Source organism: Lactiplantibacillus sp. 7.2.4 (genome assembly GCF_018991185.1).
Taxonomy (GTDB): Bacteria; Bacillota; Bacilli; order Lactobacillales; family Lactobacillaceae; genus Lactiplantibacillus; species Lactiplantibacillus pentosus.
On record NZ_JAGYGS010000065.1, the window covers coordinates 1 to 17,372 of the forward strand.

At 34.1% G+C, this 17,372-nt stretch carries 16 protein-coding genes and 1 pseudogene; all 17 read right to left on the bottom strand.

Annotated features, from left to right (window positions below):
• Nucleotides 1-106 precede the first annotated feature (106 nt).
• Nucleotides 107-1,213 (bottom strand): CDP-glycerol glycerophosphotransferase family protein, encoded by a 1,107-nt coding sequence (locus KGF70_RS14390; protein ID WP_216786466.1) that lies wholly within the window; start codon nt 1,211-1,213, stop codon nt 107-109.
• A 48-nt stretch (nt 1,214-1,261) separates the two neighbouring features.
• Complete coding sequence (locus tag KGF70_RS14395) at nt 1,262-2,356, bottom strand: glycosyltransferase family 4 protein (RefSeq protein WP_216786467.1); 1,095 nt, start codon at nt 2,354-2,356, stop codon at nt 1,262-1,264.
• 40 nt (nt 2,357-2,396) lie between these two features.
• Entirely contained in the window at nt 2,397-3,809 is a 1,413-nt protein-coding gene (locus KGF70_RS14400) for an oligosaccharide flippase family protein (RefSeq protein WP_216786468.1), read from the bottom strand.
• Entirely contained in the window at nt 3,799-4,998 is a 1,200-nt protein-coding gene (locus KGF70_RS14405) for an O-antigen ligase family protein (protein WP_216786469.1), read from the bottom strand. Before KGF70_RS14405 ends, KGF70_RS14400 begins: the two co-directional genes overlap by 11 nt.
• Nucleotides 4,991-6,040 (bottom strand): glycosyltransferase, encoded by a 1,050-nt coding sequence (locus tag KGF70_RS17835; protein ID WP_216786470.1) that lies wholly within the window; start codon nt 6,038-6,040, stop codon nt 4,991-4,993. The genes KGF70_RS14405 and KGF70_RS17835 overlap by 8 nt, the downstream gene beginning before the upstream one ends.
• Nucleotides 6,037-7,161, bottom strand: a complete 1,125-nt coding sequence (gene wecB / locus KGF70_RS14415; protein ID WP_216786471.1) for a non-hydrolyzing UDP-N-acetylglucosamine 2-epimerase — start codon at nt 7,159-7,161, stop codon at nt 6,037-6,039. The genes KGF70_RS17835 and wecB overlap by 4 nt, the downstream gene beginning before the upstream one ends.
• A 3-nt stretch (nt 7,162-7,164) precedes the next feature.
• Nucleotides 7,165-8,277, bottom strand: coding sequence for an NAD-dependent epimerase/dehydratase family protein (locus tag KGF70_RS14420; protein ID WP_216770537.1), 1,113 nt, complete (start codon nt 8,275-8,277; stop codon nt 7,165-7,167).
• Entirely contained in the window at nt 8,274-9,311 is a 1,038-nt protein-coding gene (locus tag KGF70_RS14425) for a polysaccharide biosynthesis protein (RefSeq protein ID WP_072539923.1), read from the bottom strand. Before KGF70_RS14425 ends, KGF70_RS14420 begins: the two co-directional genes overlap by 4 nt.
• Entirely contained in the window at nt 9,301-10,509 is a 1,209-nt protein-coding gene (locus KGF70_RS14430) for a glycosyltransferase family 4 protein (RefSeq protein ID WP_072539922.1), read from the bottom strand. The genes KGF70_RS14425 and KGF70_RS14430 overlap by 11 nt, the downstream gene beginning before the upstream one ends.
• A complete protein-coding gene (locus tag KGF70_RS14435; RefSeq protein WP_072539921.1) occupies nt 10,506-11,375 on the bottom strand; it encodes an NAD-dependent epimerase/dehydratase family protein in 870 nt (289 codons plus the stop codon). Before KGF70_RS14435 ends, KGF70_RS14430 begins: the two co-directional genes overlap by 4 nt.
• Nucleotides 11,376-11,378: 3 nt before the next feature.
• Complete coding sequence (locus tag KGF70_RS14440; protein ID WP_072539920.1) at nt 11,379-11,987, bottom strand: sugar transferase; 609 nt, start codon at nt 11,985-11,987, stop codon at nt 11,379-11,381.
• Between the two features lies 1 nt (nt 11,988).
• Nucleotides 11,989-13,833 (bottom strand): nucleoside-diphosphate sugar epimerase/dehydratase, encoded by a 1,845-nt coding sequence (locus KGF70_RS14445; protein ID WP_216770536.1) that lies wholly within the window; start codon nt 13,831-13,833, stop codon nt 11,989-11,991.
• A gap of 26 nt (nt 13,834-13,859) precedes the next feature.
• The gene (locus KGF70_RS14450) at nt 13,860-14,342 is read right to left on the bottom strand and encodes a CpsB/CapC family capsule biosynthesis tyrosine phosphatase (RefSeq protein ID WP_253955327.1); all 483 of its coding nucleotides are present in this window, start codon (nt 14,340-14,342) and stop codon (nt 13,860-13,862) included.
• A gap of 123 nt (nt 14,343-14,465) precedes the next feature.
• A pseudogene (locus KGF70_RS14455) lies at nt 14,466-14,696 on the bottom strand (IS3 family transposase); the annotation flags it as partial.
• 16 nt (nt 14,697-14,712) lie between these two features.
• Nucleotides 14,713-15,486 carry a tyrosine-protein phosphatase gene (locus KGF70_RS14460; RefSeq protein WP_072539918.1) on the bottom strand — a complete coding sequence of 258 codons (774 nt, stop codon included), beginning with the start codon at nt 15,484-15,486 and terminating at the stop codon, nt 14,713-14,715.
• Nucleotides 15,473-16,201, bottom strand: a complete 729-nt coding sequence (locus KGF70_RS14465) for a CpsD/CapB family tyrosine-protein kinase (RefSeq protein ID WP_216786472.1) — start codon at nt 16,199-16,201, stop codon at nt 15,473-15,475. Before KGF70_RS14465 ends, KGF70_RS14460 begins: the two co-directional genes overlap by 14 nt.
• 11 nt (nt 16,202-16,212) lie before the next feature.
• Nucleotides 16,213-16,983 (bottom strand): Wzz/FepE/Etk N-terminal domain-containing protein, encoded by a 771-nt coding sequence (locus KGF70_RS14470; RefSeq protein WP_216786473.1) that lies wholly within the window; start codon nt 16,981-16,983, stop codon nt 16,213-16,215.
• Between the last annotated feature and the right edge of the window lie 389 nt (nt 16,984-17,372).

Below are 17,372 nucleotides of genomic sequence, written 5' to 3' on the forward strand. Positions count from 1 at the left end.
TTCAAAACTAAACAAAATATAACTATTTTAACTCATGAAAATTAAAGTAATAATTAGACTTTGAACTTAATATTCAATAACTTACTAACAAATTTTAAAATAACGATTATTTTTTAATTCCTATATATTCCAAGAGTATCTTACTATTATCACCTTTTCTATCATAGCTATTAAATATATCTACACTAGTAGGACTAATACTATTTGGATTTTCATTACTTATCCGAATAAATTCCTGAAAAGAATAAACATCTTGAATCTTGAATCCCTCAAATTTTGATAATACTTCTTCAGATACAAAACCACGTTGCTTAGCATACTCATTCTCATCAATTTTAATAACTCCTATAGGGTGCCCAGATAACAAATAATCAAAATATACTGAAGAGTAGTCAGTAACTAGCGCTTGCGTATTAGTCAGAAAGTCATTTACTTCTATACAAAGATTTGAAAATTTTGTAGCAGTTAAAACTATTATATTTTTAAAATTTGCTAGTTCTGCTGTTTTCAAATTTAGTATATCCATAGGATGCAACTTAACAACAAGGTTAGTCTGTTGGGTTCCTAAATAAGAATCAAGCTGTTCTAGCTCATTATATGAAAAGCCACCAATTTCCTGTGTTTTCTGTTCACCAGATAAGTTGATATCTCCAATATTATTTTTTCTATACGTTGGTAGCCACGCAATTGTTGGATATTCATTGCCAAATAGACTGCTAAAGTTAAAATTACTTTTTTTAAAGAATAAGTCATTTCTCGGTAGACCAATTGGAATAACTTGAGCATTAGATATTTTAAATGCCTGTTCGATTATTTCATTAAAAATTGGTGCTGTTGAAATCGAATAGCTCATTTTCATTTTAACTGGATGATCAGAAAGCCACCCAATTTTCTTCAATGGCATTCCATGCCATAAATTAATTTTCTTTTGCCATGGTAATATCGGAAATTTTTCAAACATACCATGCGTTTCAAAAATGTAATTTGCTGACAGATAAAGAAAAATACCTAATACTGAATTTTTCTTTACTAATTTAATTCTAGAATAATCTGTTGGAAAATAATTCATCATTTTTTCACGTATCAACTTTATATTTCCACTTTTTGAAACTAACCAGTAAATTTTACCTGGTATTTTCTCAGAGATAATATACTTAAGAATCACAAATGAATTATCTGAAAAATCGGGAAAACTAGAAAATATAAACTTCATATTATATCTCTTTTCAATAATAATATTTTATCTTTAAGGTCTAATTTGCTATATAATTTCATTTATCAATTCTTTAAAAGAATGTGCAGAATCAGAAAATTTCCATTTAGAAATTATTTTAAAAGATTCAGCACCCATTTTGGTTCCATTTTCAACTGCATTATATACTTGAATAATTTTTTCTGAGAGCTCATTAACATTTTTACTTTCATAAGTATAACCATTTATTCCAGATTTAACTAAATCAAGTGCGCACCCACATGCATCACTAACAATCACCGGTAGATGTGCCGCTTCAGCTTCATTAACAACTAACCCCCAAGGATCATCATCAGATGGCAGTACCAAACAATCAGCCCTTCCATAAGTTTTAAATAAATCATCTTGATTTTTAATAAATGGAATAAAAGATATATCAAGATTTAAGCTTTCACCTAATTGCTGTATATTAGATTTCTCACTACCACTTCCAACAATAAGTATAGAAATATTATTCTTAATACCCGTTAAATTAGCTGCTTTCAGGAAATCAGACACCCTTTTACGTGGCAAAATCCTACCACTATATAAAATTAAGAACTTCTTGTTAATTTCTCTTTTTATATTTTGAGCTGTAAGGGCATTAATTCTATCAACATCAACAGTTAAGTATTGATTGAATATCATATCCGGATTAACATCAAAATTTTTAATTAAATATTTTCTAGATACTTGACCATTAACAAAATAGCCATCCATTCTTCTAATAAACTTACTCTTAACAAGAAATTTTATACTTGAGGACTCTGCTAATTTTTTCGGAGAAATACCATCCATCACAAAGATAGCTTTCTTATGATATTTTTTTATGTAGAATAAAAAAATAAACATGGCTGTAGAGTTATATCCCCCCAGCAAAAAAATATCGTTCTCTAAAACGACACGCTTAACGTCTTTGTATAACAAATAATGATTACCAAGTTTGAAATACCCAGTTAGATGATATTCCTTAAATAACTTACTATTCTCTACTTTCCAATCTCTAGTTTTCACTGAACGACCAATATAGTATACCGATAAATCGAAATGATTTATTTTAACAATTTCTTCAAATTGTTTAGTTCTATATGGTGCCATTGAATACGTTATAAATGCTACCTTCATTTAAATTCTCTACTTTCATTAGCCATAAATAAATTATTATTTATTTCTTTACTAATTTGTATACAGCTAAAATTATTATGTGTACCAAAATAAAATAGACACTAGTAACAACAGCAGTTAATAAAAATAATATTATTCCGTCAATCGATAATTTCATACTTTTAACCAAAAATTCACTTGTTAAATTAATGAAAAAATAATCAAAAAATGATGTTATGAACGGTATCAAATAAAAAGCGATGGAACGATCTCGTCTTAATAAAAATATTATATAGAAGAAAATCGTATATTCTGAAATTATAAAAGCAACAGCAGCTCCCATGAATCCAAATGGTTTATCCAGTACAAGATTCCCAACGAATAACACAATTGCGCTTACTATAAATATCTCTCGATATTGCTTATCTTGTGATTTAGGTAATATAATACCGTTCAAAAGGAAATAGTTTATTGGGAGTACTAATAAAGCTAATGAAAATATTTTTAAAACCTCTGTTACATCACCGTAACCCTTACCAAAAAAAACACTAACAAAATTCGCTGCATTTAAGTAAATACTGCTTCCTAAAAAAATAGATCCAATAAATATAACTGGTACTATTTTCTGTAACATAGAATTCAGTTTATATTTATTAGTTTTATCTTGCATAGTGCTAGTCATTTTTGGAAGCAAGGCAATTGTTGCTGAATTAGAAACAGCAATAATAATATTAATTATTTTTCTCCCCTGGTCATAAATTCCCACAAACGAGTTACTCCCAGTTAAAGCTAGCAAAATTATTCTATCAAATGAACTCTTAGCACTAGAAATCATTTGTGAAATAAGAATACCACAACTTCTTTTAGCCATGTTAAAATCAGGCCATATAAATATAAATTTTGCCTTAATAAATCTTCTTAATTGAAAGATCATTAACAAATTTCCCAATAACATTCCCATAATATTTAAACCTATATATATATTTAAATCATTTTTTGTCTTCACAAAAATAAAAATACTAACCATTGTGAAAATTTTACTTAAGAAATTCCTATACAACGTACGTTTTATTTCTTCAATTCCTATATAAAACCAAGATACATCAAAAATATTGACTAGTATCAACAATGACTGTAAATAATAATATTTAGAAAGTTTAAAAATTACAGCAATAATCAAAAAAACTACATAAAATCCAATCGAAGTTAAAAATTGCAAAGAGAAAAATTCATAAAATAATCTATCACGCTTTTCAAATGTAGCTTTTGCAATTTCTCTACTTCCAAATAACGGTAAACCAAAAGCAGCCCCAACTACAAAAAAACTGACTATTGCAAGGGAAGCTGCATATATTCCAATTTGATTGGGGGAAAAAATTCTCGTGACATAGGGAGTTGTAACTAAGGGGACAAATAAAATTAAAATTTGATAGCCTGCACTAAAAATCACATTGGATATTGTTTTATTTTTCAATTAAATACTCACTATCCTTTCTCTCATCAATTAAAAAGCACGAAACTAACAAAAGAACTGTTAATATGGAGGTCGGAAAGAATAAAGTGGCTTCAAAGAAGCTATAGATCACGCAAAATAAAATAATATATAATAAAGTCCGTGACTCAACAGCAAAAGCCTTTCGTATCGCAAGTGCTATCAAGATCAAAGTCAATAAAAGACCAATAAGTCCCATAGTTGTAATAATATAAGTATAATAACTATCTGTATGCAAGAAAAGAAAGTCCGGCTGTGAATAAAAAAATGATGTATTAAACATTCCTAAACCAAAAACTAAATTACTCGTACCAAACAGCCATGAAATAGTAGCCACTTGTCGACTAATTCTATTTGTACTAAAAGTATCCAATGCATAATAAAAATTGACAGTAGTCCCGATTAAATTATAAATAATATAGACAAAGCCACATACTAAAATGTCTATTACAAGCATTTTCAGTAAAATACCATTGAATGTTGAAACTTTTTTTCTTAAAACCTGTATGAAAAAAATTATTAAAGCTGCCAGTAAAAACGATACTAATGGACTTCTTGAACCAGTATTAACTAGTACAATACTACTGAAAATCAGTATAAATATTTTACTTGTTTTATTTAATCCACTAAGAAATATAGTCATAATTACTAGCGCTGCCAAAATAGCAACTTGATTAGGATTTGTGAATCCCAAATAAGATCGATCTGTTCTTACATTCGATAGCATATTATTTATAAGAGTTGGAATATTTAAAGAAATATCTCTAAATATCAAAGTCCCTATTGCTAAAAACAAAAAGCCTACCAGTCCAAAATCCTTAAAAAATTCTTTTCTGCTAATACTTTTGTAAAAATTAGCAATAAAAAAGCATGAAACCATCGTTAATATATAGTACAGTGAATTAATTATTATATTCTCTTGTCCCTTATCATATATATTGAGTAATATCATGATTATAGGGTATACGAAAAATGTAATTCCAAAGAAAAAAATAAATTGTGATTCACTTTTACTGATCGTCGTTTTCATTTTTGATAGTGAAAATAGAGCTATAATCAGCATAGGTGTTACATACCGAAGAATTACAAAAACGGAATTTCCAATTGAAAAGAATCCACCAATAATACCAGAAAAAAATAAAATAATAGCAAATCGAATTATTCTATTCATTATAATCCTCCAATATTAGATCTGCTGTTTTCCTTCCATAACTATCAATCGTATTACTTGGCATATTATCTGTACCATTTTTTATTATATCTTTCATCAAATCAGCTAATTTTTCGGCATCTTGAGGAGGAAAATACTTGGCGTTTTTATAGTTTTCTAAAGTCTCGTGTGCATATTCTAAGTCCGCAGCAAGTATATATGTACCTATATCTGCAGCTTCCAACAAAGGTAATCCAAAGCTTTCTAAAAGTGATGGAAAAATTAAAACTGAGTTAGCCAAATATTCATACACACTTTGCCTGTTAATTTTTCCAATACAATTAATATAATTATTATTCTGATGGTTTATATCGTCTATAGTTAAAATCACTTTAAAATTTGTAATATTTTGTTTTTTTAAAATTTCAACAGCATTAAATATTACATTTATATTTTTATACGGATTATTAGACGTTGGGAAAAAGAATTGCACGGGATTCGTACGATCCGATCTTTCATTCTTTGTAGTTATATTTGCGGAAATAGATGGCTTATTTATTAAAATATTATTAGCTAAAAAATTATTCATTCTCTGCTTTAGCCATCTACTTTGCACTATAATATTCGCCTCAGAATGTTTAAATAAAAAATCATAAATTTTTCTTCCAATATTTTGATATACCCAAAGAATAGATTCCTCTTTTCTAAAAAGAGAAAATTTAACGGTTGTTTGATATGGAATAACTTGATGAAAATATACATATTGCTTTGATTTCACACCAAGAGTAGCTGTATTTTGTAATGAAATGTAGATATCTGCATCAAGTCTGTTTATAATTCTAGCCCCAGAATATAATTCAAATTTAATTCGTTTAAACCAATTTTGCTTAATTTCTGGAAAAGTATATACTTTAATATTCTTAGTTTCTTGTAAGTAATTATCACCTAATAAAAAAATCCATTCAATATCTACATGATTTTTTACAATATCTGTATAAAAATCTTTCAGAACAGTCATTGCCCCCCCTTCCGAAGCAGCAATGTCATTAACTACAATTCTCACTTATCCCACACCACCCTATTAATATAATCCGTGTACGACAAAATAATTCGCAAAACTTTATCGGAAACATTAGGCATCGAGTAATCAGATACGCGTCGTAAGGTAGTCGGTGTTTGTGTCTCTAGAACTTTTAAACCTTGCATGATGCGCTCTTTGTTAACACCAACCATCATAACTGAAGCTTCTTCCATAGCTTCCGGACGTTCATGCGCCTCACGTAAATTAAGCGCCTTAAATCCTAAAATAGAAGATTCTTCACTTATAGTACCACTATCACTCAGAGCCACTTTAGCATTCATTTGTAGCTTGTTATAATCATTAAAACCCATTGGTTTCATTTCCCGAATTAAGGCATTAAATTCAATATGTTTAGCTTCAATCATTTTGCGCGTTCGTGGATGCGTACTGATGATGATCGGTAACTGATAATTTTCAGCAATCATGTTCAGACAATCAACTAATTTTAAGAAATTAGCTTCAGAATTAATGTTCTCTTCACGATGCGCAGAGACGATAAAGTATTTACCTTTTTCAATGCCTAAATCCTCTAAAATTGATGAGTTTTTTATATCTTGTTTTCGTGAGTCAAGAACTTCAAACATCGGACTTCCAGTCTTAATGATTTGATCAGCAGGTAAGCCTTCGTGCAACAAATATTCACGTGCAATATCGCTATAAGTCAAATTAATATCGGCCGTGTGATCAACAATTTTGCGATTAGTTTCCTCTGGTACACGCTGATCAAAACAGCGATTACCAGCTTCCATATGAAAAATTGGAATGTGCTTGCGTTTAGCTGCAATTGCGGCTAAACAACTGTTAGTATCACCTAACACTAAAAAAGCATCAGGTGTAACTTCATCAAGAATTGGGTCAATTTTAACTAAAATATTACCAATTGTTTCAACCGCAGTACCATTAGCAGCATCTAAAAAATAATCTGGTTTGCGTAAATGAAAATCATTAAAAAAAACTTCATTTAATTCGTAGTCATAGTTCTGGCCGGTATGAACTAGAATCTGTTCAACCGATTCAGAAGCATCTAATTTGTTAATTACTGCGGATAAACGAATAATTTCTGGACGTGTGCCAACAACGGTCATTACCTTTAATTTTTTCATGAATTAAACTTCCTCATAATAAGTATCTGGATTTTCTGAATCAAAAATTTCGCAAGCCCAAAATAATGTAATCATCGTATCGTCACCGATATTTTTAATATTGTGAATATAACCGACAGGAATATCAACTGGTTCTGGTGTGTCTCCTGACACCTTATATTCAATTACTTTATCGGTCCCTATTTTACGGAATTGCAGTAACCCTTGACCCTGAATAACTAAGAATTTTTCAACTTTAGTATTATGCCAATGATTGCCCCGAGTAATACCTGGCTTGGTTGTTGAAATAAAAATCTGCCCATTGTCTTCTGACTTAATAAATTCAGCCAACCAGCCGCGATTATCTTCATTTTTCTTTAGATTGTACGAAAAATTATCTTCATCCAAATAGCTAAGATAAGTTCCATATAAATCACGATCGAGCTTATTTTTTAAAGATGGCATAATCAAACTTTGCCGATTATTGTTGAATGCAGTTAATTTATTAGCAATTTCACCAACAGTTGTTGAGTAAGTAATTGGTACAATACTATATTTACCCTCTCTATGAGCGGTATTATTTTTTAATGCATAGATGAATTCAGTAATCACATCATCAATATAGCTTAATTCAAGTTTTGCATCTGGATCATTTATTTTAATTGGAAGATCATGTGTTAGATTATACGCAAACGTCGCAATAGCACTGTTGTAGTTGGGGCGGCTCCATTTACCAAACAGATTTTTAAATTGATAAACAAATACTGGTATGTCATGCTTTTCGCCATAATTAAATACAATAGTTTCAGCTGCCTTTTTACTCAAACCATAATCATTATTTAAACGCGCCTGAATTGATGACGATAATACAATTGGTACATAATTTTCATTATGCTCCAATGCCTCAACTAATGATCGTGTTAAGTCAGTATTACCCTCATAAAACTCAGTATTAGTTTCAGGCCGATTGACCCCTGCTAAATGAAAAACAAAATCAACATCAGCTGTTAATTTGGTTAGTTCGCTAACTGAATTATGACGAGTAAATTTAACAACATTTTTGAAATTCTCATTTGCTAATTGCGCAATTAAATTCTTGCCAACAAAGCCGTCAGCACCAGTTACTAATATTTTCATTTACTTTCTTTCCACGCTTTCAATTCTGCCTGTACTAATGGCAATTCTAATAATTTTTGTTTCATTTGTTTAACAGTCAATCGATCAGTATTATCGGAATTATATTCAGTAAAGGTAACTGCTTCTTTATTACCTTCATCGAAATATTTTTCATAATTCAAGTCACGATTGTCAGCTGAAATACGATAAAAATCGCCCATATCAGTTGCCCGAGCAGCTTCTTCTTTAGTTAATAAGGTTTCATACATCTTTTCACTATGTCGTACTCCAATGTGTTGAATTGGTTGATCAACATCAAATAATTCCATAATTGCTTTAGCTAAAGTATTGATTGTTGCAGCAGGTGCCTTCTGAATCATAATATCGCCTTGTTGCGCATGTTGAAAAGCATACATTACCAAATCAACTGCTTCATCTAGATTCATCATGAACCGGGTCATTTCCCCTTCAGTAACTGTAATTGGCTCTCCATTTTTAATTTGATTGATAAATAACGGAATAACACTCCCACGTGAAGCCATGACATTACCATAACGAGTACCGCACATCAAAGTTTTTTCTGGATCTATATTACGTGATTTAGCAACGAAAATATGTTCCATCATTGCTTTAGAGATTCCCATTGCATTGATTGGATAAGCAGCTTTATCAGTTGACAGACAGATCACCTTTTTAACACCATGCTTGATTGCAGTTGTTAACACATTTTCAGTCCCGACAATATTTGTTTTAACTGCCTGCATGGGAAAGAATTCAGCTGAAGGTACTTCTTTGATTGCGGCAGCGTGAAAAATAAAATCAGTGCCTGGCACTGCAGCCTCCAAACTATCGCGATCACGAATATCACCTATATAGTATTTGATCTTATCATTGCGATAGTATCGACGCATATCGTCTTGCTTTTTTTCATCCCGTGAAAAAATACGAATTTCCTTTAACCCACTATCTAAAAAGTGGCGTAACACTGCTTGACCAAAGGAACCAGTACCACCTGTAATCAATAAAATCTTATCTTCAAAAAAACTAGTTTCCATTTTCAATTTCTCCCTCAAATATACGAATTAAGTTAGTAATAAATTCCTTCATTGTAAAATTGTTCAGATAGTAATTTCGCGCATTTTTTCCCATATCTGCCAACTCTGTTTTAGAATAATTTAAAAAATTATCCATTTCATCGGCCAATTCCCTTATCGCACTAGCATGAACGACTTTACCACACTGAGCCTCGTTAATAATCTTTCTACTATCGCCCTCTAATGCAGCTAAGATAGGTCTACCACTAGACATATACGCTTGCAACTTAGCAGGAATGGTTAAACCAATTTTATTATCATTACGTAGAGTCAGTAGACAGCAGTCTGATTCGTAGTAATACTGAGCCATTAAACTATATGGTTGGCGACCATGAAAAACAATATTTTTAGCTTTTAATTTCTTCGCTAAGAATTGCATATTAGAATAATTTGAACCGTCACCTACAATATCAATTACAAATTCATTCGACTTTTTGGCCTGACTAGCGGCTCGAATAATAGTTTCAACATCTTGAACGTTTCCTATATTACCTGTAAAGATAAAGTGAAACTTTTGATCATCCTTCAATAGTTTTGTTAAATTATCAGAATCCGCCAGAATCATATCATCTGAATGCTGTGGTAAATAGGTCATTCTATTTAATGGAACTGAATTTTCATCAATCAGATAATCGATAAAAGAATACGAAGATACCGCTACTTTATCAACGCTGTTATATAAATTAGAACTTATTTTATGAATAATTCCGTAAATGGGGTTGGATTCGTTAATGTGCATTGCTTTGACAGCTTCCGGCCAAATGTCCATGCAATACACAACTTTTCTTCCGGTTGCTTTTAGCGCAGGATAAATCATAGTAACGGGTGAAACTTGGTACACAAAAACATTATCATAATTATTTTTAATGCTTTTAATATACCTTGCAGCATTAATAGCAAATGATAGATAATTGAGCGCCCTAAAGATTGGGCCACTCTTACGTGCTACTGTAGATACACGATGTATAGTTACTCCACGATAGTTTTCATTTCGTTTTTTACCTTTTTTATATGCAGTAGGAATAATTCCTGATGGGTAATCAGGCAGACCAGTAACAACATCAACTTTATAGCCAGCATTAACTAATTCAACCGCAATTTCATTGATTTTAAATGTATCGGGATAAAAATACTGACTTACAATTAAAATACGCTTCAACTATGCTCTACACTCCTCCGGATTGACTCTGCATTGTCAACGACAAGATAATTGAACGGAATTGAACTATCTTGTTGGTAAGTTTTACTCCCAAACACCTTATCAATAACCCGAAATCTCCTACCCAAAAGACGCAACAAGGGATTAAATAATGAAATTACAATTAGTGGTTTATGTAATTGAGTACGAATTATTTTTACAATGGCTAAGGTCGATAACGGTTCTTGATTCTGTGGAAAATAAATACCCGATATATTATTTAGAATCGTTTTAGCCAAAAATTCTGCCAAATTATTAATATAAATCATGCTACGTTGATTATTAATTTTAGGAAAGATAGGCGAAACTTTAGCAACTTTAACTAATAACGGAAAGTTTCCTTTACTTTGTGGACCAAAAACCATTGGTGTCCGAACAGAAACCACATTAAACTTATCATCTGCAAGTTTTTGTACCCCTAGATCTGCTTCTAATTTACTGCGTCCATAAAAATCAATAGGCTCAGGCTTTGTTGCCCGATCAATGATCGTTAATGAATCGATTCCCCTTTTCTCACCGTAAATGATCATACTGCTCATAAAAACAAATTGGCGAACGCCACTTTGTTTGGTCAACTTTGCGACCGCTATTGTTAAATCACGATTAACCTTGTAGTATTCAGTTTCCATCTTAGGGTCAGCAGAAACATGCGCAATTCCCGCCACATGTAATACTGCATCATACCTAGAAAAATCATACTCTCGCCAAGCATCTCCACGTACAGAAATACTATCCACCTGAATTTCAGATGGATAGTTTGCTTCCACGTAAGATTTAAAACTCTGACCAATATAACTATTTTTACCCGTTATTAGTACTTTTTTCATTGATTACGACTCCTTGCGAGGACTGACAGTTTTCCCCTCTTTGACACCGTCATGTTTAAGTACAGAAATAGTAGTTTCAAAAAATAGCTTAATATCCCCAATAAATGTGATTTTTTGACAATAGTCACCATCATACTTAGCCTTTACTGGAATCGGTAACTCATCACGACCACTAATCTGAGCAAGCCCAGTCAATCCTGGTTTAACATCATTAGCGGCATATTTATCGCGCTCAATGATTAAATCAGTTTGATTCATTAGGCAGGGACGAGGACCAATAATACTCATTTCACCTTTGATAATATTTAACAGTTGCGGTAATTCATCAAGACTTGTTTTGCGCAGAAATTTACCGACTGGTGTAATAAAACTATCAGCGTGAGCCAACATGTGAGTTGGCATATTATGTGGAGTATCTGTACGCATTGTTCTGAACTTATAGATTTTAAACGTTTGCTTATGTTGTGCCATTCGTTCTTGTTCAAATAACACTGGTCCTTTAGAATCAAGCTTGATAGCAATAATAATTACCAAATAAAGTGGTGATAAAATAATTAACCCCAACAATGCCAGCATAAAATCGATGATTCGTTTTATATAGTGTGCATACATTTTAATTGGCTCCTTCCGTTTTCCCTTCTAGTTTTTCTTGACCATTATGCTGATTTGAATAAGTAACAATTTCTTTTTGTAATTGCTGATCATCTAACGTTAACAAATGATTGGCAAATTCAATGATTTTATCTGTATTATACTGTGTAACGTGTCCTAACGAAATCTTATCATAGACTTTTTTATTTGTCGCTTCAGCGTCAGTGACTAATTCTTCATACAATTTTTCACCTGGGCGCATACCGACCTCTCTGATGCCAATCTCTTCTTCGGTATGACCAGATAAGCGAATAACTTTTTTGGCTAAATCAAGAATTTTAACTGGTTTATCCATATCAAGAATGAATAGGCCACCACCATTAGATAGTGCTCCTGCTTGAATCACTAAACGACTAGCTTCAGGAATTGTCATAAAGTACCGCGTCATTCGCCGATCAGTTAAGGTCAACGGTCCACCAGCTTTAATTTGTCGTTTAAATAACGGAACAACACTTCCACGACTGCCTAAAACATTGCCAAAACGAACAACTGCAAATTTAGTCTTACCTGGTTCATTCTCACTAGTTACGATCATTTCGGCCATACGCTTAGTTGATCCCATTACACTGGAAGAATTAACTGCCTTATCGGTTGAAACCATAACAAAGGTATCCACATCTGCGGCTTTAGCAGCATCAGCAACGTTCTTCGTACCGAACACATTATTTTTCACTGCTTCGTGAGGATTATATTCCATCAGTGGTACGTGTTTATGTGCTGCTGCATGGTAGACAATATTAGGCCGATAATTAGCCATTAGAGAGAACATTAGCTTACGATCCTGTACATCACCGATCAAAGGCACAAAATCAATATGTTGATCCGGATAAGTTTTACGCATTTCTCGATTAATCATGTAAATTGAATTTTCACCATGTCCTAGTAGAAGTACTTGTTTCGGTCGGAACTTAGATACTTGACGTACAATTTCAGAACCAATCGATCCACCAGCACCAGTAACCATAATCACCTTATCTGTAATTCGATCGGAGATTTGATTCATATCTAATTTAACTTCTGGTCGTTCCAATAAATCAGTTACATCAATATCTTCCAATTGACCCACATTACTGCGATCAAGCAAAATGTCATTGAGTTTCGGCATCCGGTTAACCGTTACTTTTGTGTCTTTTAATGAATTCATTATTTTCTCATAACCAGCTGGTGGTAAAGTTGGAATACCAACTGTAACTTGTTCAATTTCATTTTTACGAATCAAACTAGGTAAATCCTTCAAACCACCAAGCACTTTAACACCATGTAACCAAGTATTCTGTTTATTAGGATCATCATCGACTAAACCAATAACGTTCACATTAGGCTGATCATAAGCCAACCGAGAAAGTAGCACGCTAGCACCATCACCAGCCCCAACAACTAAGGTTGGAATTAGCCGGCTAGCCTGTAAACCACGACGATGCAACCGATACTCAACATAATAACGCCAAGCTAAACGACTACCAGAAATAAACATAATAGCAAATAAATATGTTAATACTAAATGGCGTAAGCTATAGCTGATTCCTAAAATTGTCAATCCGATTCCAGTTACTAAGTAAGCACCAGTAACTGCCAAAGCAATCGAACCAACTTCCTTAATGCTGGTATAACGATTAATTTTTGAAAAAACCCGACCACCATTAGCAACTACCAGATATAAGAGGATTTCTACGATTATCGTTGCAACAAGGTAAAGACCTGACAATGTAACATAATGATCCACAAAATAAAACGCTATTCCGTTAGCTAATGCAATTAAAATTGCATCCACCAACATTAGAATCATTTTTTTAGCCTGCCGACTCATTCTTATTCCTCCAAGTTAAAACACTATTATCTAAACAACCAAAACTTCTTTTTCTCTTTAATATAGTGGTACTCACTCGGTTCCAAGTCATCGCCATTAATGATTTTTTTAGCGTTATCTTGCACCCAAGTGACCATTTCCGCCCCATTATGCTGCTCTAGCTTAGCGAAAGCTTTCTGCATACGAAAATTACGGCCCTTTAAGTTATGTGCGTCTGAGGCAAAAACAAAGCCTAAGCCGGCATCAATGATCCGTTGCGTAAAGTCTTCGACCTCGGAACCAAAAACGCCTAAGTAGCTACTAGCGGTAATTTGCGTTAAACAACCACTAGCCACGAAATCATAGAGCAACTCGGGCTTTTTTTGAATACCATGATTCCGCTCTGGATGAACAATTACTGGTGTGATGCCCGCTGCTTGTAGTTCAAAAATCATTTGGTTCGTGTATTCCGGTACTTCACCGTGTGGAAGCTCCAACATCAAGTAGCGATTAGTTTCATCAGCGAACAACTGGATTGAAGTCAATATTTGAGACAGATTTTAAGAGACATTCAGAACCGCGTTTACCTTCCACAGCTCAAATAAATCATTAATCGCGATTAATAACTTATTTGAACCCTGGAAAGCATTAAATCAGGCGGCCATTTGGCTCGTAAGTGTTGCAATTTCAACTTGTAAGGGGGTCTGGTAGCCCAGTGAACTATGAATTCTCTTCCTATTGTAGAAAGCATGCACATATTCAAAAAGGACGGCAGCGGCAGTTTCATAATCTTCAAAGACCGGCACTGGATAAACACATTCCTTTTTGAGGGAAGCGTGAAAGGATTCCATTGGCGCATTATCATACGGACAACCCTTACGGCTAATTAAACAATCTGTCTTAAAGCAGCCAAAACCTTTTCTGCTTTTCAGGCACTACCACTCTTCCAATAGCAATCTGCTCACCATTCAGCAAATTCCGAGCGTTGGTTGCAAAACGTTCAGGATATTTCGAATTCATTTCATTTAATACTTCGTAGGCCTTCGTCATTGCAAAGCCACGATTTTTCAGCGTATGCGCATCCGACGCGACCACCTGAACCAAACCACACTTAACGAATTCTTTTGCAGTACGTTGGACTTGTTCCCCAAAAGCACCAACTAAACTCGTGGCCGTAACCTGTGCCAAGCCCCCATCCTCGACCAACTTGTATAATCGTTGCGGTTCAGCAATAATTTGAGCATTCCGTTCAGGGTGTGCAATAACTGGGGTAATCCCCTCACAAGACAATTGAAAAATCATTTCATCCAAATAACTTGGTACCATCTCGTGAGGAAGTTCCAACAGTAAATAGTGTCTACTGGCATCTATGCCCAACAAATCATCAACATTTTCCATCAACTGACCATTTAGATGTACCTCTTGACCAGGAAAAATGGTTAACGGAATATCATTTGCATCTAGCTCTGCTTGAAATGCCTTAACCGCCGCAGACACATCACCTGCATGATTGAGATAGTGTCGATCCATATGATGTGGTGTCGCTAAAATATAGCGAATCCCGTCAGCAACTGCCTGCCGTGCTAATTCCAATGACGCTTCTAAGGAAGGCGAACCATCATCAATGGCTGGTAAGATGTGGCAATGTAAGTCAACTAAATTATTTATCTTCATCGCTGTAGTACCCATAACCGCTACTATAGCCGTAATAGCCATGGTGCGAACCATCGCGAACATCATTCAGTACTGCGCCCAGAATATTGGCTTGAGATTTTTTCAACGAATTAACAGCATCACGAACCGCTGCTTTTTGGGCTACACCTTGGCGAACAACTAAGACCGTGCCATCAACTTTATTAGCAAGCAATTGTGAGTCAGTCACCGGCAAAATTGGTGGTGCGTCAACGATCACCAAATCTAATTTACGTGTTGCCGAAGTTAAGAATTCTGTCATTTTGTTGCTTCCTAACAGTTCCGCGGGATTCGGTGGCTTAGGACCACTCGTCATCACAAATAAGTTACCAATAACGGGATGAATTGCATCATTCACATTGTCCATTTGATTAGCCAACCATGAACTTAATCCCTTATGATTTTCAAGCCCGAACGTCGTGTGAATCATTGGTCGCCGTAAATCAGCATCGACCAATAAAACTTGCATCCCTTCCTTAGCATATTCCACCGCCAAGTTACAACTTACCGTTGACTTACCTTCACCACCCATCGATGAAGTCACCATTAAAGTTCGTAAATTTTTGTCAGTAGCCGCAAAATTGATATTGGTTCGAATTGTTTTAATCTGCTCAGTAATGACCGACGTGGGTTCATTAATCGTCGTGAGATTAATTGGTGCCGTAGTCGTTATATTCTGTTCTTTACGTTTAAACATCTAACACCCTCCTAAACTCGTTTCATCGCTTGTGACGATGTTCGATCATTATGCGTATGATAGCCACCATTCAGATTCAAGGCCTGTTTCTTCATTGAATAGTGATGTTGATGGTTAACCAAGCCTAAACTAGTCAATCCTAATTCATCAGTTAAGAAATCAGCGTCGTGAACGCGACGATCAGTGAGCACCCGAATCGCTGCATAAGCAAATCCTAGTAACAATCCTGCAACTAACCCAACCAACATATTAAGAGGTTTTTTCGGTGATACCGCACCATTTGGCGTTTCGGCTGGAGCAACAATCGTGACGTTGTTAACTTTAATAATCTTTTGCACTTGGTTCTTAAAACTACGAGCAATTTGATTGGCAATCGTCGCACTAGCTTTCGCATTAGTATCAGTCACTGAGATTGAGAAAACTTGTGAGTTAGCCGTACTTGTCACACTAACCTCACTTTTTAGTGTGCTTAGTGAGCGCTCAATGCCATAACGTTTGCTTAATTGTTGCTTAGCTGGTTTTAAAACCACTTGTCCAGCAATTAATTCCTTGTAGGTCGTAACCATCTGAATATCAGCCTGCTGCCCAGCATACTCAGTAGCGGCATTAGTGTCTTTACGGTTAACCAAAATCTGGACACTTGATTGGTACTTAGGTGTAATTACAAAGAAGGTCAACCCTGCGGCAACTATTAATCCCGCCACTGTAAAACTAACGATTGTAAGCCAGTATTTACGAACAAGCCGGATAAAAAAGTCAAAACTTACTGTTTGATCCATCATTCACTCTCCAAAATTTTAACAAGATTAAAACACGTTTTAACTAACGCTATTAAATACAATCTATCATCAAATATAACACCGCATTTGTTGATTTACAATTGAAGTCCAAGAAGCGATCTCACCTATTGACTGCAATTCAAGATTTTTCATTTACCTTTTGATAGAGGGTTCCATGATAGTCTCTATCATGTTTTTTATCGGCCAAATGGTCAATCAATTTTAAGAATATTATGGTGATCATCCAACATAACCCTTATATGGTAACTTGTAAGACGCTTTGAATCTGTTTTTGAAACATATGTGTGATGCCTCTGTGGATTCCTGTTCCTTAGCCTTTTTTGCTGCTATTATGAGATTTCTCGGTCCTGGTTGGATTAAACTTGTAATTT